This window comes from Leptospira sanjuanensis (assembly GCF_022267325.1).
Taxonomy (GTDB): Bacteria; Spirochaetota; Leptospiria; order Leptospirales; family Leptospiraceae; genus Leptospira; species Leptospira sanjuanensis.
In genome coordinates this window covers 636393-660715 of the sequence record NZ_JAIZBG010000001.1, presented here as the reverse complement: position 1 = coordinate 660715, position 24323 = coordinate 636393, and the positions used below count along the sequence as shown (strand labels likewise).

At 43.2% G+C, this 24323-nt stretch carries 22 protein-coding genes and 2 pseudogenes; 9 read left to right on the top strand and 15 right to left on the bottom strand.

Annotated features, from left to right (window positions below):
- Window positions 1-19: 19 nt before the first annotated feature.
- The 3 genes from lpxD to leuC form a co-directional block, all read right to left on the bottom strand.
- On the bottom strand, window positions 20-1033 hold the full coding sequence (gene lpxD, locus LFX25_RS03115; protein ID WP_238728872.1) for a UDP-3-O-(3-hydroxymyristoyl)glucosamine N-acyltransferase: 1014 nt from the start codon (window positions 1031-1033) through the stop codon (window positions 20-22).
- Window positions 1034-1279: 246 nt separating this feature from the next.
- Window positions 1280-1873 carry a 3-isopropylmalate dehydratase small subunit gene (gene leuD, locus LFX25_RS03110; protein ID WP_238728871.1) on the bottom strand — a complete coding sequence of 198 codons (594 nt, stop codon included), beginning with the start codon at window positions 1871-1873 and terminating at the stop codon, window positions 1280-1282.
- On the bottom strand, window positions 1870-3282 hold the full coding sequence (gene leuC, locus LFX25_RS03105) for a 3-isopropylmalate dehydratase large subunit (protein WP_238728870.1): 1413 nt from the start codon (window positions 3280-3282) through the stop codon (window positions 1870-1872). Before leuC ends, leuD begins: the two co-directional genes overlap by 4 nt.
- Window positions 3283-3379: 97 nt before the next feature.
- Between leuC and LFX25_RS03100 the strand changes: the two genes are divergently transcribed.
- On the top strand, window positions 3380-4270 hold the full coding sequence (locus LFX25_RS03100; RefSeq protein ID WP_238728869.1) for a LysR family transcriptional regulator: 891 nt from the start codon (window positions 3380-3382) through the stop codon (window positions 4268-4270).
- 108 nt (window positions 4271-4378) lie between these two features.
- On the opposite strand, the gene LFX25_RS03095 is transcribed toward LFX25_RS03100, so the two are convergent.
- Window positions 4379-5230 (bottom strand): LIC13305 family lipoprotein, encoded by an 852-nt coding sequence (locus tag LFX25_RS03095; RefSeq protein WP_238728862.1) that lies wholly within the window; start codon window positions 5228-5230, stop codon window positions 4379-4381.
- A gap of 32 nt (window positions 5231-5262) precedes the next feature.
- On the bottom strand, window positions 5263-6090 hold the full coding sequence (locus LFX25_RS03090) for an LIC13305 family lipoprotein (protein ID WP_238728860.1): 828 nt from the start codon (window positions 6088-6090) through the stop codon (window positions 5263-5265).
- A 205-nt stretch (window positions 6091-6295) separates the two neighbouring features.
- Here LFX25_RS03090 and LFX25_RS03085 point away from each other — a divergent pair, with 205 nt between their 5' ends.
- Entirely contained in the window at window positions 6296-6922 is a 627-nt protein-coding gene (locus LFX25_RS03085) for a zinc finger Ran-binding domain-containing protein (RefSeq protein ID WP_238728858.1), read from the top strand.
- Here LFX25_RS03085 and LFX25_RS03080 read toward each other — a convergent pair.
- Both LFX25_RS03080 and LFX25_RS03075 read right to left on the bottom strand, forming a co-directional pair.
- Window positions 6883-7434, bottom strand: coding sequence for a GNAT family N-acetyltransferase (locus tag LFX25_RS03080; RefSeq protein ID WP_238728856.1), 552 nt, complete (start codon window positions 7432-7434; stop codon window positions 6883-6885). The genes LFX25_RS03085 and LFX25_RS03080 overlap by 40 nt on opposite strands.
- 82 nt (window positions 7435-7516) lie before the next feature.
- The gene (locus LFX25_RS03075) at window positions 7517-7954 is read right to left on the bottom strand and encodes an acyl-CoA thioesterase (RefSeq protein WP_238728854.1); all 438 of its coding nucleotides are present in this window, start codon (window positions 7952-7954) and stop codon (window positions 7517-7519) included.
- Window positions 7955-8115: 161 nt separating this feature from the next.
- Between LFX25_RS03075 and LFX25_RS03070 the strand changes: the two genes are divergently transcribed.
- Together LFX25_RS03070 and LFX25_RS03065 are read left to right on the top strand one after the other, a co-directional pair.
- Complete coding sequence (locus LFX25_RS03070) at window positions 8116-8709, top strand: TetR/AcrR family transcriptional regulator (RefSeq protein ID WP_238728852.1); 594 nt, start codon at window positions 8116-8118, stop codon at window positions 8707-8709.
- A gap of 181 nt (window positions 8710-8890) precedes the next feature.
- A complete protein-coding gene (locus LFX25_RS03065; RefSeq protein ID WP_238728851.1) occupies window positions 8891-9355 on the top strand; it encodes a DUF1801 domain-containing protein in 465 nt (154 codons plus the stop codon).
- 29 nt (window positions 9356-9384) lie between these two features.
- Here the strand turns inward: LFX25_RS03065 and LFX25_RS03060 are convergent, their stop codons facing one another.
- Together LFX25_RS03060 and LFX25_RS03055 are read right to left on the bottom strand one after the other, a co-directional pair.
- Window positions 9385-10494: a fatty acid desaturase gene (locus tag LFX25_RS03060; RefSeq protein WP_238728849.1), complete on the bottom strand. Its 1110-nt coding sequence runs from the start codon at window positions 10492-10494 to the stop codon at window positions 9385-9387.
- A gap of 188 nt (window positions 10495-10682) precedes the next feature.
- A complete protein-coding gene (locus tag LFX25_RS03055) occupies window positions 10683-11234 on the bottom strand; it encodes a GNAT family N-acetyltransferase (RefSeq protein ID WP_238728847.1) in 552 nt (183 codons plus the stop codon).
- Here LFX25_RS03055 and LFX25_RS03050 point away from each other — a divergent pair.
- The 4 genes and pseudogenes from LFX25_RS03050 to LFX25_RS03035 form a co-directional block, all read left to right on the top strand.
- Window positions 11235-11434, top strand: a pseudogene (locus tag LFX25_RS03050) (hypothetical protein); the annotation flags it as partial.
- 32 nt (window positions 11435-11466) lie between these two features.
- Entirely contained in the window at window positions 11467-11727 is a 261-nt protein-coding gene (locus LFX25_RS03045) for an RNA recognition motif domain-containing protein (RefSeq protein ID WP_238728845.1), read from the top strand.
- Window positions 11728-12472: 745 nt separating this feature from the next.
- The gene (locus LFX25_RS03040) at window positions 12473-13231 is read left to right on the top strand and encodes a hypothetical protein (RefSeq protein ID WP_238728843.1); all 759 of its coding nucleotides are present in this window, start codon (window positions 12473-12475) and stop codon (window positions 13229-13231) included.
- Window positions 13216-14211 carry a hypothetical protein gene (locus LFX25_RS03035; protein ID WP_238731488.1) on the top strand — a complete coding sequence of 332 codons (996 nt, stop codon included), beginning with the start codon at window positions 13216-13218 and terminating at the stop codon, window positions 14209-14211. Before LFX25_RS03040 ends, LFX25_RS03035 begins: the two co-directional genes overlap by 16 nt.
- A 118-nt stretch (window positions 14212-14329) precedes the next feature.
- On the opposite strand, the gene LFX25_RS03030 is transcribed toward LFX25_RS03035, so the two are convergent.
- Together LFX25_RS03030 and LFX25_RS03025 are read right to left on the bottom strand one after the other, a co-directional pair.
- Entirely contained in the window at window positions 14330-15118 is a 789-nt protein-coding gene (locus LFX25_RS03030; protein ID WP_238728841.1) for a hypothetical protein, read from the bottom strand.
- Entirely contained in the window at window positions 15111-15614 is a 504-nt protein-coding gene (locus LFX25_RS03025; protein WP_238728839.1) for a hypothetical protein, read from the bottom strand. Before LFX25_RS03025 ends, LFX25_RS03030 begins: the two co-directional genes overlap by 8 nt.
- Between LFX25_RS03025 and LFX25_RS03020 the strand changes: the two are divergent.
- Window positions 15604-16137: pseudogene (locus tag LFX25_RS03020) on the top strand (integrase core domain-containing protein); the annotation flags it as partial. The gene LFX25_RS03025 and the pseudogene LFX25_RS03020 overlap by 11 nt on opposite strands.
- 236 nt (window positions 16138-16373) lie before the next feature.
- On the opposite strand, the gene LFX25_RS03015 reads toward LFX25_RS03020, so the two are convergent.
- From LFX25_RS03015 to LFX25_RS03000, 4 genes are read right to left on the bottom strand one after another with little or no spacing between them, the layout of a single operon-like run.
- Complete coding sequence (locus LFX25_RS03015) at window positions 16374-16823, bottom strand: hypothetical protein (protein ID WP_238728837.1); 450 nt, start codon at window positions 16821-16823, stop codon at window positions 16374-16376.
- A 16-nt stretch (window positions 16824-16839) separates the two neighbouring features.
- Window positions 16840-18696, bottom strand: coding sequence for a hypothetical protein (locus LFX25_RS03010; protein WP_238728836.1), 1857 nt, complete (start codon window positions 18694-18696; stop codon window positions 16840-16842).
- Window positions 18697-18740: 44 nt separating this feature from the next.
- Window positions 18741-19268: a leucine-rich repeat domain-containing protein gene (locus LFX25_RS03005; RefSeq protein ID WP_238728834.1), complete on the bottom strand. Its 528-nt coding sequence runs from the start codon at window positions 19266-19268 to the stop codon at window positions 18741-18743.
- Window positions 19265-24154, bottom strand: coding sequence for a peptidase M23 (locus LFX25_RS03000; RefSeq protein ID WP_406600514.1), 4890 nt, complete (start codon window positions 24152-24154; stop codon window positions 19265-19267). The genes LFX25_RS03005 and LFX25_RS03000 overlap by 4 nt, the downstream gene beginning before the upstream one ends.
- Window positions 24155-24323 lie beyond the last annotated feature (169 nt).

Here is a 24323-nt window from a genome sequence, read left to right as displayed (position 1 = left end):
TCCGACGATCGGGCCGTATTTAATTCTTCGTTCGGTTCCTATGTTCGCGGACAAGTTCCGGAAGTTTCGCCATGGAAGAATGAATTCGATGCATCTCCAACGCGGGCTTTGCCGGAATTCCGAAGTAAGCGACTTTTTCGGCGCTGTCTTCCGTAAGACCGGACATTCCCATCAAAATCGAACCTTTCTTCATCGTGATTCCTTCTGCAACCGCGGCTTGACCGCCCATGATGACTCCGTCTTCCAAAGTCACGGAACCGGCAAGAACCGTTCCTCCCGCGATATAAACGTAGTTACCGACTCTGCAGTTGTGAGCGATATGAACGTGATCGTCGAACTTCGTATAATTTCCCACAGTCGTCGTTTCGATCGTGGCGCGATCCACGGTGCAGCAGGCGCCCATTTCGACGTGATCGCCGATCACAGAGTTTCCGATCTGAGGAACTTTGTAACGCACTCCGCCCTTATCATAAAAGCCGAAACCGTCCGCGCCGATCACCGTGTTCGAATGAATGAGGTCGTATTTTCCGAGAACACAATCGTAACAAACCACGACGCCGGATTTAAGAACCGTTCCTTCCCCGATCTTCGCTCCGCTTTCGATCACTACGTTCGGATAAATCTGACAATTGTCTCCGATCTCGACGTTCTCTTGGATCACGGCAAAGTCCATGATCGTAACGTTCTTTCCTATCTTTGCGGATTTATGAATGCTCGCCCTATCCGAAATCGAAGCGGAGAATTTCGGTTTTCTTTCGAACAGAGAAAGCATTTCGATGAATTTCAATCTTGCCTGGGCTTCAGGAACGATCAATGCGGAAGGAAATTCTTCGGCTAACGCCGGTGTGGTGAGCGCCAGTTGAACTTGTTTCGCCTTAGGGTTGGAAGTCAGATACTTCTTCGCTTCAAAGTAATAGATTCGATCCGGTCGAACGTCGGAATGATTTTCAATATCACCGATTCCGATTACGTCCAGTTCTCCGTTACCCTTAAGTTCTACGCCGAGTGTTTTCGCTAAATCTTTGGCTTTCATGATACGCAAATTTTCTCCGCGTAAAAGAAGGACTCAACTCGTTTTTTATATTATAATTCGGTACATTATGAAAACGGACACCGTTCGTTATTTTTTAAACTTGGAGTTTTTTATATAAATTAAGAATGGAATAGGGGCGAAGTTTTTTGAAAAAGATCCAGGACGGACCGCGAATTTCCGTCCGCAGAATCTTTCTTTGAGCAAAGATCCGCGGATCGGATTCGGTATCGATTCGAGAATCGACGTTTATGCGAGAGTCGATTCAAAGGTTTCGATCCGAGACAGATGTTTCATCGTAAGATCGACATCGTCCCACCCGTTGGTGATTCGATTCAAAAGAGATTCGGAAAGGGTAAAACGGTATTTCTTTTCGCCGGCAAAGACGACTAACGCGTCCAGATCGACGGAAACTTCCGCCCCTTCCCGATTCGTTACGAATTCCAAGATCTCCTCCACTTCTTCCGTGGAAAGTTTTACCAAAGCGATTCCGTTCTTAGCGCAATTTCCGAAAAAAATATCCGCGAATGAAGGCGCAATGACGACTCGAAAACCGTAATCCGCCAAAGACCAAGGAGCGTGTTCCCTGCTCGAGCCGCATCCGAAATTCTCACCCGCAATCAAAACCGATGCGTTCTTGTATCTGCTCTGATTGAATACGAAATCCGGATTCGGCGTATTACCGTCCTCGTCCAAATATCTCCAGTTGTGAAACAGATGAACTCCGAATCCGGTCCGCTCGGTTTTTTTCATAAATTGTTTCGGAAGAATTTGATCCGTATCGATATCCTTGCGATATAAAGGAACGGCCAATCCTTTGTGTTTTGTCCAAGCGCGACTCATACTTTTTCCTCCTGTAATTCCTGAACGGTTCCGAATCGTCCCAAAACCGCTGCGACCACAGCACTTTCGGGGCTTACCAAATGCGTGCGGCCTCCTCGTCCTTGTCTTCCTTCGAAGTTCCGGTTGGAAGTGGACGCGCATCGTTCTCCCGGCAAAAGATAATCGTCGTTCATGCCGAGACACATCGAACATCCGGGCAATCTCCATTCAAAACCGGCCTCGGTAAGAATTTTATCCAGCCCCTCGTTCTCCGCTTGACGTTTCACTCTTCCCGAACCAGGAACCACGATCGCAACAACGTTAGACGAAACCTTTCTTCCTTCGGCGATCGCCGCGGCTTTGCGTATATCCTCGATTCGCGCGTTCGTGCAGGAACCGATAAAAACTTTGTCGATCTTAACGGAGCGCATTTCTTCTCCCGCTTTCAAACCCATGTATTCCAAGGATCTTCTCGCCGCGGCTCGGACTTCCGGATCGTCGAACGAATCCGGATTCGGCACCGTGGAAAGAACGGGAATCACCTGTCCCGGATTGGTTCCCCAAGTCACCATAGGAGAAACTTCCCGCGCATCCAAAACGATCGTCTTGTCAAAGACCGCATCCGGATCCGACTTTAAGGTTTTCCAATATTCCGTTTTTTTGATAAACTCTTCACCCTTGGGAGAAAAGTCCCTTCCCTTTAGATAATCGAACGCGGTTTGATCGGGAGCGATCATACCCGCTCTCGCGCCCGCTTCGATACAAAGATTACAAAGAGTCATCCGTTCTTCCATGGAGAATTTGGAGATCGTTTCTCCCGAATATTCGATCACGTATCCTTGGCCTCCATCCGTTCCGATCTTTCCGATCAGATATAAGGCCAGATCTTTCGCCGTAACGTCGGCTCCCAATTCTCCCTTGACTTGTACGGAAAAATTTTTCGATTTTTTCAAACGGATCGTCTGCGTCGCGAGAACGTGTTCGATCTCGCTCGTTCCGATTCCCAACGCAAATGCCCCGAACGCTCCATGCGTGGAAGTGTGAGAATCACCGCACGCGATCACGGTTCCGGGTAACGTAAGTCCCATTTCCGGACCGACCACGTGAACCACTCCTTGATCCGGGTGATTTATATCCAAAAGCTCGACTCCGAATTCGGCGCAGTTCTTGGAAAGAAGTTCCATCTGCTTTTTGGAGATTTCTCCCGCGCCGTCCCAATTCCGGTTTCTCGTGGAAACGTTGTGATCCATGATCGCGAGAGTTCTTTCCCTTCTGCGAACGGGTCTTCCTTTTTCCTTCAAAGCGGTAAACGCTTGGGGAGAAGTCACTTCGTGAAGAAGATGTCTATCCACGAAGAGGATATCCTCTTCTCCGTCCTTTGCGACGACCCTGGATTCCCAAATTTTATCGTATAATGTTTTTCCGGCCATATCCCCTCCGATAAAAAGAAGATAACAGAAGCAGAAGCATAATGCAAATAAATAGGATTGATTGACAGTATAACAAAAAGTTATAGGTATAGAATCTATGGAATTCAGACAGATCCGATACTTTCTGGAAATCAGGGATGCGGGAACGTTTCAAAGGGCCGCGGGAAAACTGGGCCTGACACAACCCGCGCTTTCCCGTCAGATTTTTCTTTTGGAAAAAGAATTGGGCGTTTCCTTATTGGAAAGAGGCCCCAGACAAATTCGCCTCACACACGACGGAGAAGTATTCTTTAGCTACGCGCAAAGAATGCGCGAACTCTGGGAAGAATTGAAATCCGCGATGAAAGAACCGGGTAAGGAACTTTCGGGAGAATTCTCCCTTTCTGCGGGAGGAACCGTGTCGGCTTGGATTCTTCCTGCGATCCTAAAAAAAATAAGAAAGGATCATTCGGATCTTGTCTTATCCGTACGGGAAGGCGATTCGCTGGAAACGAAAGAATCGATTTTGTTAAACGAAGTGGATCTAGGAATCCTTACGGGACCGGCGGACGAGCCCGGTCTCATTTCCCGGGAATTTCTTTCCGATAGAATCGTCCCCGTCGCATTAAAAACACATCCGATCTTTCAAAAGAAAAAACCGATTCTCAAAGACATCAAAGATGAATCGTTCGTATTCTTCCATCCGGCTTCGGCAATCCGAAAGGCGGTGGAAAAAAAGATTCGGTCCTTCGGAAAAGAATTCAAACCGAAAATCGCGATGGAACTTCGAAGTGTGGAGTCGGTTATCAAAAGCATCGAATCCGATTTAGGCATAGGATTTTTATCCTCCTACAGCTTAAACTCGAAACTCAAAGTGATTCCGATTCCCGAATTGTACGTGGAACGAAGATTTTATCTCTGTCATAAGAAAACGATCCGACCGGGATTATCAAAACTTGCGGACGCATTAATCGCAGAAGCGAAAACACGTTTTGAAACGGAAAAATAGGAACTGCAAGAATGTTCGCTTATTTCCGATTCGGAGAATTTGGAATCATAGATCATAGACGCACTCTCCATAAACAATAGAATCTTCGAGACATTCCCTATTACGTAACTAATTACAAGCAGTTGCAGTTTCCGTGATTCTCCTTTTCCAGAAAGTTTCTTCGGCTCCCGCAAACGGCCAGAATCGATTCATGTCGGCTATGATCTTTTTAGACTTTGTCGCAACGAAGGGATCATTCTTACAAAAGTTAACCAAAGTGTCGGATTGATTTTGTTGCATGCCGCCGAGAATCGCAGCGGCAAAGATTGCGCGGTCTTCTAACTTATTTGTGGTGCCGTAATAACTGAGAAAACCGGAAGTAGGATGAATGATTTGAGTCCAAACCGCGGCGGCCGCGCCCGAATTCGAAACGCTACCATAGGAAAATCCGCTCGGGTTCAAAGCATTCCACTCATCCACAGACACAGAATAAAACGGTCCGAACTGCGAGTAGTCTACGTTGTGCATCAGCTCGTGGTGAATCGTCGCGGCATAGTCTTCTTCACAATTGACGCAAGCGGCCAAACCTTCTCCCACCGCAAGATAAATGCTGTTTTCCGGTGCGAGAGAAAGTCCTCTCGCGCCGCCTCCGCTTACTCCGTTGATGTATTTTACTAAATAGATTTTTTCGGCTCTCGCTTTGATCCAATATCCTTTCGGATACTTTGTAATTTGTGCGCGGAGAAGCGAAACATACGCATCTAAATCCGCGTCGGAATAACTCAGATCAAACGTATACCATTGGTTCGAGGGCGGCATCGTACGAGTAATAATCTGAACGTCCCGATCGTAGTTTTCGGCTCGATCGAGAAAGACCGGAGCTAACAACAATACGATGGATGCATTTGTATCTTCTTTTTTATGATTACATGCGATGAGAATGTATAAGAATAAAAAACCAAGAACAATCTTTACTTTCACGAAATTCTCCTTTATTGGAAAATGATTCAGAATCAATTGCAGGAAGTTCCCGTAACCCTCTGCTTCCAAAGAGTATCGCTTCCGACCGCAAACGACCAAAACCGTTTCATATCGGAGATCATCAGATTCACCTTGGCACGAACAACCGAATCCGTTTTGCAAACGTCGATCATCTGCGTATAACTAGCCGCCGGTCCCATCAACCCCATTCCGACTTCCGCGTAATCCTCTCCCACATTGGAAGTTGCATAAGTCGTAATATACCCGGGCACCGGATTATCGATCTGAAGCAGGTTCGGCAAGGACCAATCTACATTGCTCGCGTAACCGACCGTATTGAGCGAAGCCCAATCCGAATGAACAGCCATATAAAAGCCTCGAACCGCATAATCAAAGTTATGCGTAAATTCGTGATGGATCGCGCGATTGATCCAATCGTCCATCGCCCCGTTTGCGATTCCCGGACTTACGTTCAAATAAACGCCGTTTCCCAAAACGTCGGCGTAACCGGCAGCGTTTCGACCGTTCATAGAAAGATTTGCGCACAGGATCACTCTTTCCACTTTTCCCTTGATCAGATAACCGCGGGGATATCGAGAGATTTGCGTTTGGAGCAGAGTTTGAAAATGATTTACGTCGTTTGCGGCGTAATTGATATTACAGACGTATGTCGAGCCGTCGCTCGGAGGAACGACCGAATTGTAAGTCACGATCTGAACGTCTCGATCGTAGTTTTCAGCGCGGTCCGGTAAACCCAAAAGAAGCAAAAGCGCTTCTTGTTCCGAAATTTCGTCTTTCTTATGGGAACATGCGAAGACGATCGAAGAGACCAATATCAGTAGGAAAAGCTTCCGTATCATATAAGATATCTACAATCTTCACGCTCGATATTTCCTTCGTATGATAACTTGACATTTTATTAAGGACGATTTCGAAATTATTTTTTAACCGATCGACAGAAGGACGCTGCGCAGGAGATTCCGATCAAATCGATCCCTTCGCCTTCAGAATCTCGAAAAAAAAATCTTGCAGATTGAACCGGAACGACAAAATGAATTCCACTTTATGAAATGGATCTGCCGCCACTGCCGATACGCAAACCCGCTCACCTTGGATCGCTGCATTCAATGTGGAAACACAAAAGGCGAAAACCCGGAAATCACCGGTTCGACTTCGTTTTTACAAAAAATTCTCAAATTGGGGACATTCGGGTGGGCGCTGTTGATTCTTGTCGGATTAGCATGCGTGATCCTCCTGCCGATCCTATTCATTGTCGCATTATCGAATGTGGAGGGTTTGGCGAGCGCGCTCCTGTTGATCGCGGGATTTTACGGAGCCAGATCGGCCTTACGATCCGGATTTCCCGATCCGGCAAAAGCGATCTTTCTCGTATTCTTTTCCGTCATGGGCGTCGCAATCGACCAACCTGGAAATTATTTATACAACTATCCGATGAATTTTCTCTGTCCGGAAAAAACCACGGTTACAAGAAACCTCGTAGTCACCCATCCTCTTCCCGAAAGAACGGATATGACCCAGGCCTTTCTGTGCAGGGACGAAAATGAGGACGAATTTTATCGAATCCCGATGTTCCATGTTTTAGGAATTCGATTTTTAGAATATTCTATTTTAGGAATATTTCTTTTATCGGTTCAGGGATTTTTTCGCAAAACTAAAACGACATCGTCGTAATAATCTCCGCATCCGTACAATACGGCCGCCGTTTGGCGGTCGATCTCGATTCTTCGAAAACCCGCCTTTTCGTACGCGCGGACGGCTCTTGGATTTCTTGCGGAAGGACGGATTATAAGTTCTTCCATATCCAGTTCGTTTAACAAAATAGCGCTCAGGATTCGAATCGCTTCGACTCCGTATCCGCGACCGCAAAATTCGGGCGACGACATCCAGATGTCCAGCTCGGCGACGCGGCGAGTCGGCAAATCGGACGCGTAATTGATCTGTCCGATACAAACCTCATCCATTAGAATTCTGTAACATCTTCCGAGTTCCGGATTCGAACCGGTAAAAAAATACTCCAAATAATCGGCGGAGAATTCTTCCCAAGTCGGAATATCCGCGTCCGGAAACAAAGGCGGCCCTAATAAAAACGGAACCAATTCCGGATGAACGAGCCAATCGTAGAATTTTCTACGATCCTCAAGAACGGAAGGTTCTAATCGAATGAAATGATCCCGGTTGTTCATCTTCTTCTTTTCTTAGGACGAATATGAACCGTTCCAAGAAAAGAAAAAGACCTTTTTTTAACGGGAAAAGAACCGCAATACGTCACGAAAGTTTCGCAGCTTCTTCCTCCGAAACCTTATAAGGACGCATTCTTTTTAGATCCATAAACAAACCGAAAAATTTGGAGGAACATACCAAGGCGCCATCCGACTCGCGATACAGATCTTGAATCACCAATACACGACTTCCTTTTTTCGCTTCAAAGCGAGTCACAAGGCGCGTGGTTTCCGGATATTTCAATTCCGCTTTGTATTCCAACTCCGCTTTCAAAATCACAGGACCGATATTTTTTTGGCGCAACTCCCCCAAATTCATACCCGCATCTTCGAAAGCCGCCCTTCTCGCCTCGTCGAAATAGCTCTGATACACTCCGTTGTTCACATGTCCGTTCTCGTCCAAATCCACCCAGCGAACCTTTACATAATGAGTAAACGATCTTCCTTCCGCTTGCGGTGCGGTCTCTTGTTCCAGAGTCTCCATGTTTTTCCTCCTCGGTAGAACAACCGGTCTACCCTTGGATTAAGCCTATAAAATGGTAGACAAATTTGTCTACCATTTTAAATTTCAGGTATAAGATTTTTCGAAGAGGGGAAATTTTTTCTCCCTTTAAAGAAGAAACTTTTGAACAATCGGTTCGATCGATGAAACAGACTTTTCTCAAACACGACCCGGCCAAGGACAGGATTTTGAAGGCTACGGTGAAACTCTTTTATGAGAGAGGTTATTCCAATACCGGTATCAACGAAATATTAAGCGAAGCGAACGCGTTTAAAAAGAGCTTATACCGGTATTACCCATCCAAAAAAGATCTCGGCGTAAGTTACGTTTCGTTTCAGGAAGAACAGATCATCGGCTTAGCCGAAATCATGATGAACAAATACGAAAGATATCCGGACTTTATCCGGGCCTGGATCAAATTCATACAGAGAAGATTGAGAACCAAATACAAATACGGCTGCCCTCTCGCGAACTTTTCCAATCAAACGCACGAGGAACCGGAATTGCAAAAACGAATCTTAGAATCCCTCGACCGATGGAATCGAAGTTTCGGCCAATACTTCACTCGGCCGATCTGGAAAAAGAAAAAAACGCTGAATTCAAAAACCGCTTTGGAGTTCGCGGAAAAGGCGTTGTTCCTCTATCAAGGAGCGATGCAGCTCTACGGGATCACGGGCAATAAAAAATTCATCGACCGGTTGGAAGAAGAACTTCTTAAATTGGAAGAAATCGTATAAGAATAAGATTCTTTTTTGATCGTCGAGTCGCTCTTCTTATCGTTTCGGTCGAACCGGAAAACATCCTATATATGACATCTTTTGCATAAAGGAAAATCGTTTCGGCTCCGGTCCGCAATTTCTTTCCAAAAACGGCTTGCTGGAAAAAAATACGGGAATAAATTTCCTTAGAAGAATCGGTATGCCCTCAACACGCAAAAAGACCAAGGAAAAACCGCTCCCATTCAAAAATGCCAACGTGGCCGAAGTTTTTCGCAATTATCCGGATCCTGTTCGGATTCGATTATTGGCGCTTCGGGATTTGATCTATAAAACGGCGGACTCGATCGCGGAAGTCGGAAAACTCGAAGAGACCTTGAAGTGGGGACAACCGAGTTATCTAACGTCGGAGTCTAAGAGCGGAAGTACGATTCGAATCGATCGACTTCCGGCGGAAGAAAATCGATATGCGATCTATTTTCATTGTCAGACGAATTTGGTTTCCACCTTTCGGGAACTCTTTCCCAAAAAGTTCGATTTCGAAGGGGATCGCGCGATTCGGTTGAACGTGAAAGACCCTCTTCCTTCCAAAGAACTGAGCGTCTGTATCTCTTTGGCGTTAACCTATCATCTCGCTAAAAAAAGGAAAAATCAACGGGGGACTTAGGAGTCCCCCGTTTACGGCCGTATCTAACGTTATGCGGGAATAATCTCCAACTCTTCATCGTCCGCGCCGGTCGTATCGTTCGCTACGTTTCTCGCTTCGCGATACGTCATCCACTTTCCGGTTTCGGAATCGATCACCTTACAAAGAGACGTCGATTTAAAATAATCTCCGAAGATCGTGTCTCTTTCCAGAACGTGATCCCCGTAAACCGCCTTGATCTCGTTCAAAGCGCGTTTGAGATTGTAGAAAGGAATCTTCATGTGAACGTGATGCGGCATGTGAATGAAGATATTGTGAAAGAAAAAATTCATCACAGGGTGAATATGATAGTTGATGGTTCCTTTCATTTGTCCGTAAAAAGGAGTCCATTCTTCCTTTGTCTTCCAGGGAATTTCGGAGTGGATGTGATGAACGTAAACCGTGATTCCCATAAAATAATTCCATGCGATGAACGGAACCAGACAAACTTTCGTGAACATCCACAAACCCGCACCCGCGTCGAAAACACCGTTTGCCGAACTGCCGAAATAAAAAACGAGACCGGACGAGATAAACGCAAAGGAAAGCATAATCCATTTGTCCCGGCCCGCTTCCTTAAGAGGAGCCGTAAACAAAACCATTCCTTTGAGCCAGACTTCGATCATGTAGTAAAAACCGCCTCCCCAAGCCGACCAGAAAAAACGGTGCATCATCTTTTTGAATATTCCAAATTTTGCATATTCTTCCGCGGTCGCCGGATGCCATACGAAGTCCCCTTGTCTTTTGATCGTATGACCGTGATGGATTCGGTTGTGTCCGTAAGCCCATTGATTGTAGGCGTGCAAAGAAGGAAGCATTGCGATTTGTCCGATCCAATACCGGAGAAATCTGTTCTCGAACAGGGCTTCGTGCGCGCAGTCGTGACCGACGACGAACAAAGCGGCAATCGTCATTCCCGCAAAAAACCATAAGAAAGGAAGAAGATACCAGGTGTCTATGTGCCAAAGCAGAGCGATTGCCACTCCGAAAAAAAATAGATCTCTCAAAAAGTAACCGATCCCTTTGTAAGCGGGATTGGCAAAAGTTCCTTCAGACAAGGTTTCACGGACGGATCCGAGAGTTTCCTTAGGTGAAGAACCGGAATTCATTTTCACTTCCATCGTTTTCTCCTTAGCGAACGGCGTTCACTTTACTACTGAACAACGTTAGCCAATAATTGAAGGTTTGGCAAGAAAAAAATCAGGACGTAAAAAGAAATTTTGAAGGAGTTCCCACAAATTCAGAGTTCGTTCGGAAAAATTACGAAGGAGTTCCCACACTTTCCGGGAGGAACGGGAGAATTCTCCCGTTAAAAGGTCGGAACTGCGGCGTTTCCCCATTCGGAACGGGACGCCTGATACAGAACGTGTTTGGAAAGGATATGTTCGGTCGGAAGATTCGGATGTTGAAAAACGCCGACTTCTTTCATACCGATGCGTTTCATCACGGCTTGGGACCTTACGTTTAGGATCGAAGTAAACGAAACGACCTTGGGAAATCGCAGACGGGTAAATCCGTATTCCAAACAAGCCGATGCGGCCTCGGTCGCAAAACCCCGATTCCAAAAAGAAGAATTCAATCTCCAGCCGATTTCCACGGCGGGCGTAAAGGAAGCTTGGAAGGAAACGTTTAAAAATCCGGTAAAACCGACCCATTCTCCCGTCCCTTTTGTCTCGACGATCCAAAGGCCGAATCCGAATTCTTCGAAATGGGCTCGCATCTTCTCGACAAATCGTTCCGAATCTTCGCGGGTCAAAAGCGCGGGAAAATATTCCATCACGGTCGGATCCGAACTCATTCGATAAAACGGTTCCAAATCTTTTTCTTCCCATTCTCGTAGAATCAGTCTTTCGGTTTTCATTTTAGATCGACGTATGCGATAAATTTAGTATTGCCAAAGCAAATTCAGCCGATATTCTTGACAAAGAACTCCAGTTATTCAATCGATTTTCTAACTTCTAAACGTAGTCCTATCTTAAAGTTTGCTCTTCTTTCTAAGTCCTGCATCTCTAAAATTCTTCTACTTCCTTTCGGGGAAACGCTGTTTTTAAATCAAGATAACTTGATCTAATTTATAACGACACGAGGAACATATGTCAGTTAATATTTATGTAGGAAATCTTTCTTACGATCTCAACGAAGGAACGTTAGGCGATCTTTTCAGAGCGCACGGCGCGGTAAATTCCGTAAAAATCATCACCGACCAATACTCCGGAAAATCCAAAGGTTTCGGTTTCGTCGAAATGTCGAACAGGGAAGAAGCGGACAAAGCGATCAAAGATTTGGACGGAAAAAACGTTCTTACCCGCAATCTGAAAGTAAACGTCGCAAAACCGAAAGGCGATAGATTCTAATTTAAGAATTCATCAGTTTCGATCGATGCGATCGTATCGGCCGTCTTTGGAAGGGAAACCTTCAAAGGCGGCTTTTTTGTTTTTGGGGGGAATTGGTGTTCCATAGGAAGAACTCAAAGCAATCGAGTCTCGTAAAAAATAGGGGCATCGATTCAACTTTCGAATGCGATTTTGTAGCCGATTGATCGGTTTCATAATTTGAACATTGAAGGTAACTCCCAGTTAGAAAGAGGAAACTGTAAACATAAAATAAAGGGGCTTCAATCGTAACGCACGATTCACTTAAATGGCATTATTCTCGCAAAAGGATTCATATTGTCTGGCTTTAATAAATAAACTTCTCAAATTCTTTCAAAGAAATTTTAATGCTAAAACATAGGCGTTCAAAAAAAATAGTATAATTAGTCTGACGGGATGATTAGCAACTTTTTACCAACAAGTCATTATGCAAAACTTAATTTCTATATTCAATAAAACTAAGATACTGTTAAACTCCAGGGCGAATCCTTTTATATTTAGCCCAGTTCTTTCAGCGATTTCATTATTAGCAATATTCTTTTGTTTCAGTCAATCTTTTCTTCAATCGATCGGATACACGCAAAACGTTACATTGTCTTTATTATCTCCTAATCCTTGTTATTCCAATGTTCATGAATATAAACGTTGCATTTCGAATATTTTCAATCCCGTAGAATATTCTAATCATCTTGCTCAGTTAACGAATTCCTCTTTATCCAAAGTCAGCGTGGATAAAGAAATTTTGAGCCTGATTGGAGACAACACTGTGGACACTTACCCATGGGAACTCTCGGAAATCGAAAAACATCATCTAAATTGGAAATCGAGACCCACATTTCAGTCTTATATTTCCTATACACCTTGGATCGATTTACAGAATAACGCTTTTTGGAATTCTGTAGACAAACCGAAGTTTATCCTTTGGAACACCGAATTCGGAATTGAAAGCATTGATAATAGGTATATCTTTAACGATGAGCCAATTTCCATATTCGGAATCTTAGCCAGTTACAAACCGGTAATTCAAAAAAATCCGCATATACTTTTACGGCTAAGAAATAATCCGCTCACTTTGAATCGAACTCCAAAACCTGCTTTTGAAGAAAAATTGGAAATTTCTTCGGGTAAATTCAACGAGGAAATTCCCGTGCCGATTGTTGATAAGGATTGTATATTGAGAGTCAAGATCGATTTTAAATACTCTATAAAAGGTCATCTAAAGAATTTCTTATATAAATCGGACGCACAAGGAATTTTATTTAATATAAACGGATCAGAAAAGAAATTCTTTAGATTGGTGCCTAAAAACTCAATATCCGGAATATGGATTAACCCGCTAATCACTAAGTTAGATGTCGATACCTTAGATATCGAAAATATACTTAAGATGGAACACAAAGTAAAATCCTTTATGCTAATGACGGAAGATAAAAAGATGTTTAAGGGATTTCGATATCAATGGGAACAAATATGCAAAAAATTATAGAACGACACGATCTTAAAAAAAAGATTCGATATACGTTGATCTTTCTGTTGTCTGTCATTATTTATTTGTTCTCAATACATCGAATCGGCGCTCCAATACAGTCCGGATTGGATGAATCTTATGTAATTGCAATAAATAAATATTTCGCAAATTTAGAGTATGCACGAACGCAGATATTTTTCTCCTATGGCCCATTAGGGTTCTTAGTTGTCCCCTTGCCAATCGGTTCTAACATAATGATCTCAACTTTATTTTGGAACAGCTTTCTTTTCTTTTTTATCCTTTCTTCTTTCAGTATTGTTCTGTTAAGGATCAATAAACCTAATTTATTGATCGCTTTGATGCAAATTTTGTTATGCACTTGGATAGTGAATGCAAGCGAAATAAGGTTCATCCCCTTTCTTTTGGTGAGTAATCTATTAATTCTCGACAAATTTGTATTCAAAGATGAAAAGTATTTTTTTATTTTGTCAGCCTTGTTTATCGGAGTCCTTGGATATTTTATAGGAAGTTATTTCGTGGCAATGTTCGGCTATTTTTTTCCTTTATTTATATCAAGCCTCTTGAAAAAGCAATGGAAAAAAATAATGATTTTTGCTCTATTCCTGCTTCTAAATTTATTTCTTTTTCGATTTCTTATTTATCGAGATTTTAATATAATAAATAATTTAATTTCAATTCTCGAATTTTCAATGGGTAATAGTTATAGCATGACGATAGGGGCGGATACGTTTTCTTGGGGATTACTACTTTTATGTATAATTCCCTTTTTTCTATTTCTTTTATTTAGAAAACCTGAAGTCTCTTATTATATCTTAATTTCCCTTGTTCCACTTTTTCTTATTTTTAAATATGCCTTTACAAGAATCGATCATCTATCTCAATTCTTTAATTTTTTTGCAGCTGTCCTTGTGAATATGATGATTCTTGCATTGAGTAAATTGTCGGAACAGGCGAATACTGAACAGACTGCGACTTAATAAGCGAACGTCCTAAATGTAGTTACCCCACTTAAAAGAAAGTGTCTTAAAAGTTTCATGTCGGTTAACTATAGTGAACCGGATGCCTATTTTTCACTTGGAATGTGCTCCTCACATACTATAATAAGAGCGATGCTGATATAATTAAACAAAATGTTCCATATGCTATGGCGATAATTAATTTCTTTTTTCTTGGGATATTTCTAGTACGATCAGGTAACATTAAAAGAATTAGCATTGAACCGACACCACCGAAAAATGCAAAACTAATAAATAATAAACGCCAATGAAGGTCCGGGTATTTGTCTGAATGAATGTTTTCGAGATCTTGATATTCTTTAAAGATTTCGAATAGCGATATATTCCGTTTTAGAGCCTTGTCTCCTTGAATTAGTTGGATATATCCTTGATATCCATTTTTATCTTGATAACACCCCTCGTTTTCATATTCAACATAATTCACTCCTTTTGAATGTATTTTAGTTCTGCGTATGAACACGACTTTTGATTCTAAATTTTGTAAACCGATCAAAAAAGTATAACGAGAATGATCAATTGGATTTTCGACTAACATAACAACCAACGGAGCATCGTTTAATGAAAAATCTCCTCTATTCCTTGGGATAAGCCCAAACGCACATTCAGAAAATTCCGTAAGTGATTTTTCAAAATTAGGAGAGTTTCCTTTTTCAATTTCATACAATGTAATGTTAGATACGGATAAGTTTTTCTGAAAAGAGTAATCTAACGTAAGATCAAACAATTCTGGCGTCTCTTTGTCCCAAATTACATAGGAAATCACTTTAGAATTCTTAGGTAATATTACCTTTGAACAATTAAAAAGAGAGTAATGCCCTGCTACTATGATAATTAAAAATGCAAAATATTGAATGTATTTTTTATTCATTTTCATTCTGAATTTTCTTGTCCCATTTACTTATTGTCCATTGTGGATATCCTTGGCCTGATCCTGGAGTTACTGTTACTCCTATCTTACCAGGTATAGTAGGAAGCGCTTTTGCCCCCCCTAAAGATGCAGAAACCTTAGAACGATTATAAAAATTAAAATCTACCGAAGCTACGCCTAAACCAACATTCATTCCTAAATCGAACGAAAAATCTTTCGATTTAATATTTTGTGCTAGTCCATCTACCTTACCCTCAGAATATGAAATACCACCACCTAAGCCAAAAGAAATTCCGGCGTCCCAAGAAACAGTGGTTCTACCAGTATGATCTGTTATTTCCGTTTTAGTCAAATTCGGGCCAACACCCAAGACGGCAGAAAAATTCAAAATTGAATAACCGATTTCACCAGGTTTGATAGCTACGTGTCCCGGGCTTTTAGAATCATTGGAAACCTTAGCTACTTGATTATTTTCTTTTGTCCCTATGACAGCCAATTTTAAAGAGATCTTTCGTGTCGTTTTCTTTTTACATGTTGGAACAAGAGAAATCCTTCACTTTGATATTCATACAAAGCCGACTACAAATTGGATGAAACGAGTCTTGAAGTGTGCGATTCGAAAACAAACAAGATCGGGGAAGAGGATTCAATATTTCTTGTCTGACAACGATTCTCTGTTTGGAAAGAAATTTTCCGATTATTTAGAACGGATCGGTATCAAACACAAAAAGACTTCGATTCGATCTCCTTGGCAAAACTGCTATGCAGAACGTTGGGTAAAGACTTGTAGAAATGAGTTCTTGAATTTCTTTATTCCGATCAATCAATATCATTTGGAAAAGAAATTGGAAGAGTTTATCCACTTTTACAATCATCATCGCACACATCTTGCGTTGAACAAGGATTCACCGGTTCCTTCTCCGATTTTAAAACCGCCGAAAGACGGAAAAGGAAAACTCATTTCCACTCCCGTTCTCGGCGGGCTTTACCATACTTATCATTACGAAAACGTTGCCTAACGTTTCCGTTGTGAGCGTTTTGAAAACTCGTCTTGAAAACGAGTTCGCTGGCTCACGTCCTGACTTTTCTTTCGTTTCCGAAAATTGATTCAAAGATCGTGAAATTCGACTTTTGGAATGCGATTTCAGAATCCAAAACCCCGATTTGAGATTAAAACTAAGTCAATATCAAATCAGAGTTTCGTTATATTAGAAAAATATCCGCAAGGTTAGTTTTTGCGAGGCTCAATATAGTTTCACGGATTTAGAGACTCGCATTTTTCTACGAAATCTTTTTTTCCATATTTATTTTCAGGATCGTAATAAAATCGAAAACAATCAGAATTCATATTTCCTTTTTGATTAACATACATTTTGTATTTTTTTCCATTGATTAATGCTAAAGGTCCAATGTGAGTTTTATGTTGATAATCATTAGGATGCAATTCTCCATATTTTATATTATAGCCTGTATATCGATTCAACGAAAGAAAAATCTCCCAATAAGTTTTTTCATCCCCATAAAGAATTATTCCATCAATACCTGTCTCTTTCCCTTTTGATGGATGAAAATGAAAGATCAAATCTTTACCCTGATATTCTAATGTTAAATCGATTTCCGGTGCATAATTTCCATCCGAAATACCAAAGAAGCACGACAAATTTAAAAGGCAAAAAATAAGAATCGAAAGCTTTAATCGTTTCATATCTATTACACCTTATTCAATGGCTATATTTTTTAAAAATATTTTCCTTAAACTGATTTGAAAATTGATCTGCATTCTGCTCATTGTAGACTCGTTCCTCATTGTAATATTTCATGTTGGGATTTCCTAATAAATCCGATACTCCTAATTTTTCATAAGTTTTATAATTTTCAGTGCTCAAAGTTCCGTTATAGGTTGTATTATGATCAAAACCGGCATGGACCCAATCGCTAATCCCTCTCAAAGTATGAGTACTACTATTCTGGTCCTGATACACATGAAAATACTCATGACTCAAGACTTGAGCCCTTTTTTCAAAACCGTATCTAATTTCGCTAGCCGGCTTATAATCAACCTTTGTTAAACCATTAGCATAAATAGAATTGCCAACTTGAAGTGCATTCTCACCGGGTATACCCATGATTCGATTTTTCAAATCATTCACTAATCCTAATAATACTCCTGGTTTTTGATGCACCGATACTTCATCTACCATGGAGCCAAAGGTTTGTCTTAACGTCTCCTTTTCATACGCTGTTACATGGAAGGATTCTCTACCCAATTTCTGATTTTCAAAGGAGTTCAAACCGTCTTTGTATAAAGTTTTCATGTGTTCATCGTATTGTGACTTTGACAATGACAAACCTCCTAAATTATGCAATTGTATTTGCATTTCAGCATCTTGAGCTTTGGAAATCTTACCAACGTTTGCATTTAGCCATTCACCAGCCGCCTGTCTTGCATCTGCACTACCACTTCGCATTAATGTAAGCGCTGAATCAAAATCTTGCGGTTTGTTACCCAATACAGTCGTTTTAAACCAATCGGAAGCAGTACTTAGCATGGATTTATTTTCTGGACCATCAATTCCATATCGAGGCGCGTCCCCATTTGGTCCATAGGATTCAGAAATTGTTCGAGTCTGAACATAACTGTTGTCTCCAGTCGCCCCATATCCACCCATTGCCGGCATCATCACAACCTTGTCTGGGCCAAAACCAAGAGCATTCTTAGCACCATCCCAAGCATCACCCAACGCACCTTTCGCTGAGTTCAAAACGTGGTCAAGGATGCTTTCATTCTCTCTTCTCACCCCTGCACCAGCAATCGTCGCTGCACCTTGTTCAGCGTTATTTTTGTTTTGAGCGGCCTTCGATTCTGCTTTCGCTTCTGCATCCAGAATCGCTGTCGCCTGTTCCTTACTCAAACCTTGCGATTGAAGTTCTTCAATCTCACCTTGTTTGGAAACAAAGTCGGCCTTCCATTTGTCATTTAGAAAGTTCGTGTTTGCTTGAAAGCCTCCGGATTGACTCCAGCTTCCTGCGGTCACTCCACCGGATGCAGTAACCGACGCCGATACTCCGTCTCTTTGATTCCAGCTTAAACTTCCACCGGCTCCTTGCATTTTGTTAGCAAGTGAATCTTTCGGTTTGTCTTTGTCTCCCGGCGCTTCGTATCCGATGCTTCCTCCGACTCCTGCTTTTTCACTCCAACTCAGTCCTGCGTTGACTCCATTGCTGAAACTTTTGCTTAAGCTCGCCCCGAATCCGTCTCCTTCATTGTAGCTGAGCGCCAATCCCGTTCCGCTCTTGGAAGTAAATCCAGCGTTGACACTCGTACTTCCTGTCTTGCTGTTGTAGCTGAGTCCTGCGTTAAACCCGCCTTTGGTTAAGCCTAAGTCTACCGTCGTTCCGCCTCGTTCCGAGATTCCTACACTTACAGTCGCAGGGCCGTATCCCACTCCGACGGATGCTCTTGGCGAATTTCTCTCCGCTTTCGCTCCGAGAAACCGCGCTCTCCGCTTCAATCTGCAATGCAACATTTCAGTCTTTCCGTATATTCCAAAGTAAGAATGTTTAAAAACATATTGCATTGCAGTATTTCCGCTACGATCGCTTTCGCAGTTGTAAAACAAAATCACTCACTGGTCGACACATTGGCCTTTAATCCTTTTCTCAGTTTTTTCAGTCCTTGTGCGGAAAAATGCGTACCGGACAGCTCTAACGTTTTCAGTTGTTTCATTTTCAACAAATGAGGAATGCATCCATCATCGATCGCTTCAATTTCATATAAGTAAAGGGTTTTTATTGATGTACTTTTAGAAATGTATTCAATTCCTTTGTTCGTAATTTTAGTTCGTCCCAAAGTTAAATCATCCAACTTTGGTAGTGCAGAAATCTGTTTCAATCCTTCATCTGTAACTTTAGAATCTTCTAAATTCAATGTTTGCAAATTTGGAAACACAATAAGATATTGCATTCCTTCATCTGTCATTTCCTTCATTCCTAAGTTATCAAACTTCTCAGGCTCTAATTTTGCTTCATACTTTTTAAAGTCAGGACTGATGGAACTGTAATACTCGTATGCTTTTTCTTTCAGACTTTTTTCTGCAAAAACTCCCATAGCCCCCGCCAAACATATAATTAAAATCAAACTCGTTTTCATTTTTTCCCTCCAGTTAATAAATCTATTACTTTACCCTTGTAATAGCTTGTATAGTCAAAAGCAGGTAATCCCTGGGATTGTCTCACTTCTGGACCAAACGTCACACCTTTGATAAAACCGGTATGTGTTTCAGCGTTATCGACTTTTGTGTGCTTATGGTATGCCGGTGCAGACAACATTCCGTATCTCGGACTATTCTTGTCATTGTCGATCGACACTGCCATATTCCCAGTAATCCCAGTGTATGCGATCGGAGTTCCATACGGCAATGGAGTTTTGTTTTTGAAAGCATTGTAAGCCACATCCGGCATTTCATTCATTACATGTCTGTGATATTCGATAATTTCTTTTCCGTTAATCACAGTTCGCGTTTTAATTTCATTACCGCCTAAGTCCATTTTCGACACTTTCAAGATATTAAATGTTCCGCCATCCGGACCCCAAACCGATTGAGCTGATCCCCTCGCAGCGTGATAATCACCGGACATGATTCCGTTGAGGTTATCCGTATGCATTTCAACCTTAGTCCAAGGAGACTTCACTCTTTCATTTGGATTCGTTGGAATCAATTTACTATCAGCTCCTTTTGCTTCTGTTCTGTAATACAATTTTCCAGTTTCTTTATTCAAGATCAAATTACCGCCACTAACACCTGCTTCTATCTCCATGTTAATCAGCTTTTTATGATACTTTGAATTCATGCTTACATCAACTTCATTGAATTTGACTCCGTCAATTACGCCCTTCCTCAAATACGGATTCTCACTTCTTTGTTTGTCTAAGTAACTGGATATTGCATCTTCACCAATTCTCAAGTGTCGATCTGATGCACTTTCATTTCCTGACGCTCCATATGCTGCGCCATCTCCTACGTTCTCATGGTGCAGGGGTTTCATGCTCAAATTCCCGCCACCAGCTCCAATCGGCATCATCACAACCTTGTCCGGACCAAACGCATCCTTGACCCCATTCCAAGCACTCGATGCCGCTCCGGCAATGCTGTCGATCGCTCCGTCAATCTTGTTTCCAACCCAATTCAATCCACCTTCTAACGCGTCACTCGCTTTGTTCAAGATGTGATCCAGGATTCCATCCTCTCGTTTCTGAGTCGCCACTCCTGCACCGGCGATAGCTGCGGCTCCAGATTCCGCGTTGTTTTTGTTTTGAGCCCCTCTGGAAGCAGCCTGCGCATCTGCGTCTTCTTTTGCCTTTCCGGAAACAAAGTCGGCCTTCCATTTGTCATTTAGAAAGTTCGTGTTTGCTTGAAAGCCTCCGGATTGACTCCAGCTTCCTGCGGTCACTCCACCGGATGCAGTAACCGACGCCGATACTCCGTCTCTTTGATTCCAGCTTAAACTTCCACCGGCTCCTTGCATTTTGTTAGCAAGTGAATCTTTCGGTTTGTCTTTGTCTCCCGGTGCTTCGTATCCGATGCTTCCTCCGACTCCTGCTTTTTCACTCCAGCTCAGTCCTGCGTTGACTCCATTGCTGAAGCTTTTGCTTAAGCTCGCCCCGAATCCGTCTCCTTCGTTGTAGCTGAGCGCCAATCCCGTTCCGCTCTTGGAAGTAAATCCAGCGTTGACACTCGTACTTCCTGTCTTGCTGTTGTAGCTGAGTCCTGCGTTAAACCCGCCTTTGGTTAAGCCTAAGTCTACCGTCGTTCCGCCTCGTTCCGAGATTCCTACACTCACAGTCGCAGGGCCGTATCCCACTCCGACCGAAGCTCCGAATCCATTCTCTGCCGAGTAGCTAAGACCGACCGTCACAGCTCCTCCTGTAAAGCTTCGGACCGCTGCTCCTGCCGCTCCACCGACAGCTCCGACTAATGCGCCTTTCAGTCCTCCGCTGGCCGCTCCGGTCGCCGCCCCAAGCCCCGCGTTCACCGCCATAGCGATGGCAAGACTTGCTCCTCCGGTAAACGGAGCGGCTGCAACCGCTGCGACCGTCGTCACCATCTGAAACGTTTGGCTTTGATACCATTGTTCCTTAGGCTTGTTCATCTTGTCCATCTGGCCTGAAATCAGCCATTCAGGAAGTCCGGTCGCTTTGGAGATCGCGCTGTTGATCGTAGCTTTCTCAAACGCTTTCACCGCGTCCTTCATGCTTCCACCGCCGACAAGCGCCCCTACGAAAGAAGCGGGAAGTCCAGTCGCTTCCGCAACCGCTCCCGTGATGCGGCTTTGTGCTTCGCTCCTTACGGCCTGTGTGAATCGTTGGCCCATACTTCCGCTTCCGCCGTTCATTCCGTTTAGGATGGTAAAGATAAAGCCTTTGCTTTCTTTCTCCGCGTCATTTGCCTTCGCTTTCGCGGCAATGCGTGCTTCGATATCTTCTTGGTATTGGGAATATTTGTTGTTTACGTTCGAGAGTTCTTGTCCCGCGTATTTAGTCCCCGTTCCTTTCAGCTTGAAGTTGTAACCCAAGTTCTCAATTTGAAATCCCGATACTACGATCAAGTCTTGAGAACCGTAGCTGATCTCCACGGGAATCCCTTTGATGTTCACCGTACCTTTGAGTTCGCGGCTTCCCGTATATGCTCCGTTGCCGGTAAGAATCCCTCCGAACATCTCCCCGCTCAATCTCTGAAAAACGTTTCCTCTTGCGGAGATTGTTCCTTCCTCAAAACTGTATTTAGAAGCTTCCTGATGATAGTCTTTCAAACCGGTCATCGTCGGTTGGAACGTTTGTTTAAAATTCGGCTCCAAACCTTGGAACATCGACAATATGCTGTCCCGATTTTCAGCGTATTGTTTCTCTTGTTCGGTTTGAATCTCCTGATTCTGTGTATATTCTCCTTTTACTTCCTGCGTTTTGTCGCTGAATTGTGCGAACATGGTTTCGACGTTCTTTTGAAGATCGTCGATATATGCTTTGAGGTTGGCTACCGCCTGCGCGTTGAAGGATCCGTTCGGATCCAACATATCCACGCTTAGGTTCCCCGGATTAAACTTCGTTTGAATTCGAATATATTGATATTCTAATTCGGGAGAATAACTTCCCTTCGTCATCGCGTTTCCGTCGATCACGATCTCTCCGCTGTAAATCTGGCGATACGCGCTGATGCCGTCGCCGTCTACTCGGAACTCATACCCGGAATCTCTCAGATATTTGTAGGATTCTCCGTTCTGCAAAGCATCAAGCAATGTCTTCTGCAGGTTTGCGCTACGTTCCTCGTTATCTTTTTGAAGCTTTTTGGAATAATCGTCCAAATATTTCGAGACGGCGCTATTGGCCGCGAGATTCATCGCCTGACCGCCGCCTTGCAGCAGCGTTTGCAATGCCGCCAAATCGTTGTTATTCGTCACAAGCGAATTCATGTGAGAAAGTAGCTCGTCCGCTTTTTCTTGTTTTTCCGCGAGTTCCTTCTCTTGTGCGAGAATCGCCTGCGTGACCGCGTTCGAGCTGATCGTTTGCGGAAGATTCCCTTGAATTGCCGCAATCATCTCTTGCAGCCCATCCAAAAGCCCGCCGGATATATCACGATTTGCTAATTCTTGAGATTCCTCTAAAAGTTTTTCAATCTTTTCTCTGCTTTCGCTACCTTGTTGATTCAGACTCTGCGCTGTTTGCAACATTCCTTGGATTTGATTGTAACTCGCTCCCTCGGAAAGAATACCCTCGACCGTGTTTTTACCGTCTTGGATCTGTTTGGTGAGTTGTGCGCTCGACTGAAAGTTCTTGTTAAGCAGGCTGTCCCTGTAATTCAGAAAGGATTCTCTCGTATGATTCAATCCTCGTTCGCTCACGGAATCGGTGATCTCGTCTCCGAGTGTATGGTATTTTTTCTTTAAAAATCCGAGAGCGTTGTTCTTTTCGCGCAAAGCCGCGGTCATGTAATACGAGGATTCGTCGAATTTCCCTTCACTCTTTGCTTTTTCCGAAAGTTCCTGAAACCGTTCCGATTTCTCGAAATATTCGCCCGCTTGTTTCAAAAAATCGCGTTCTTCATCCACGACTTCCGTCTGTAAGGTTGTAGCTAAAGCGATGTCGTCTCTAAATTCTGTAAACTGCGTGATCTTCGTCTGACTTAGATTCGTTCTGCCGTTAAAGTTAAAACCGCCGTTGGTTCCGTTGATTTCATCCTGCCAAAACGTTTGGTTTTGTGAATAACCGCTCGCTTGATTCGCAATTGAATTGATTTCGGTATTGTCTACGATGTAGGCGCCGCTTCCATAGATTGTTTGTGCAAGCGCGTTGATCCGGTTGCTCGCATTCAATTCTGCGGTTTTGTAAGCTTCGCTTCTACCGAAAGAATCCGCGATGCTCTGCGAAAGATTGGCCCCTTGTTGGTTCCAAGTCGTTTGGTTTTGCTGATTGACAAGCGCTTGCTGTATGAGATTTCCCGCAGCGGAATATTGATACGAATCCACTAAGGAATTCGCAGCGTTGTAAAGATTGGTGGTATTTGTTTCCGAACTCGTGATTTGGTTCTGAAGCTGGCCCGCAAGAACGATCGCATTGGATTGGAACTGAGCCTCTCCGTTCGACCCGGAAATCGCCGAGCTCATGCTGTCTTTTGCCGCGAGATACCAGTTCAATTCCGCTTGTTGAAAAATCGAAATCGTGTCGGCCCAAGTTTCTTGTCCGCTTCTGAATTGGCTGCTTGCATTATCCGCGCTTCCCTCAATGCCCGCGATCTGAAATCCGTAAACGTCGGTGACCCAGTTCCCGCGTGCCGCCTTCATCTGTGCGATTTGCTGATCGTAATTCTGAATCGTACTTTGTTTTGTTTGTTCCAGCTCCACGAGCTTCGCTTCGTATTCGGTTTCGTATTGAGCCGATCGCGCTTCCCAATCTTTCAGAGGATTTACAAGGCTTAAAAATGTGGTGGAAATGTTCGTGAATTGAGAGGAAAGATTCGCCCAAAAATTCTGATTCGCTTGCATCGCACTATCGATGTATTTGTATTTCGTCTGAATCTGAACCTGATTGTTCGTTCCGAGTGCGCTATACCAATTGGAGGAATCGAGAGCCGTTCCTCCCAAATATACCTTTGTTTCCAAAACGGAATTCGATCCGCTTACCGCGTTCCCTGCCTGCGAAGACTGAGCAAAA

Coding starts and splice junctions, on each gene's coding strand:
- LFX25_RS03100 (WP_238728869.1), top strand. CDS start 3,380: ATGGAATTCAGACAGATCCGATACTTTCTGGAAATCAGGGATGCGGGA.
- LFX25_RS03005 (WP_238728834.1), bottom strand. CDS start 19,268: ATGAAAACGAGTTTGATTTTAATTATATGTTTGGCGGGGGCTATGGGA.
- LFX25_RS03085 (WP_238728858.1), top strand. CDS start 6,296: ATGAAATGGATCTGCCGCCACTGCCGATACGCAAACCCGCTCACCTTG.
- LFX25_RS03045 (WP_238728845.1), top strand. CDS start 11,467: ATGTCAGTTAATATTTATGTAGGAAATCTTTCTTACGATCTCAACGAA.
- LFX25_RS03010 (WP_238728836.1), bottom strand. CDS start 18,696: ATGCAATATGTTTTTAAACATTCTTACTTTGGAATATACGGAAAGACT.
- LFX25_RS03060 (WP_238728849.1), bottom strand. CDS start 10,494: ATGGAAGTGAAAATGAATTCCGGTTCTTCACCTAAGGAAACTCTCGGA.
- LFX25_RS03015 (WP_238728837.1), bottom strand. CDS start 16,823: ATGAAACGATTAAAGCTTTCGATTCTTATTTTTTGCCTTTTAAATTTG.
- LFX25_RS03000 (WP_406600514.1), bottom strand. CDS start 24,154: ATGCAAGCGAATCAGAATTTTTGGGCGAATCTTTCCTCTCAATTCACG.
- LFX25_RS03070 (WP_238728852.1), top strand. CDS start 8,116: ATGAAACAGACTTTTCTCAAACACGACCCGGCCAAGGACAGGATTTTG.
- LFX25_RS03030 (WP_238728841.1), bottom strand. CDS start 15,118: ATGAATAAAAAATACATTCAATATTTTGCATTTTTAATTATCATAGTA.
- LFX25_RS03090 (WP_238728860.1), bottom strand. CDS start 6,090: ATGATACGGAAGCTTTTCCTACTGATATTGGTCTCTTCGATCGTCTTC.
- LFX25_RS03080 (WP_238728856.1), bottom strand. CDS start 7,434: ATGAACAACCGGGATCATTTCATTCGATTAGAACCTTCCGTTCTTGAG.
- LFX25_RS03035 (WP_238731488.1), top strand. CDS start 13,216: ATGCAAAAAATTATAGAACGACACGATCTTAAAAAAAAGATTCGATAT.
- LFX25_RS03055 (WP_238728847.1), bottom strand. CDS start 11,234: ATGAAAACCGAAAGACTGATTCTACGAGAATGGGAAGAAAAAGATTTG.
- leuD (WP_238728871.1), bottom strand. CDS start 1,873: ATGAGTCGCGCTTGGACAAAACACAAAGGATTGGCCGTTCCTTTATAT.
- LFX25_RS03065 (WP_238728851.1), top strand. CDS start 8,891: ATGCCCTCAACACGCAAAAAGACCAAGGAAAAACCGCTCCCATTCAAA.
- lpxD (WP_238728872.1), bottom strand. CDS start 1,033: ATGAAAGCCAAAGATTTAGCGAAAACACTCGGCGTAGAACTTAAGGGT.
- LFX25_RS03075 (WP_238728854.1), bottom strand. CDS start 7,954: ATGGAGACTCTGGAACAAGAGACCGCACCGCAAGCGGAAGGAAGATCG.
- leuC (WP_238728870.1), bottom strand. CDS start 3,282: ATGGCCGGAAAAACATTATACGATAAAATTTGGGAATCCAGGGTCGTC.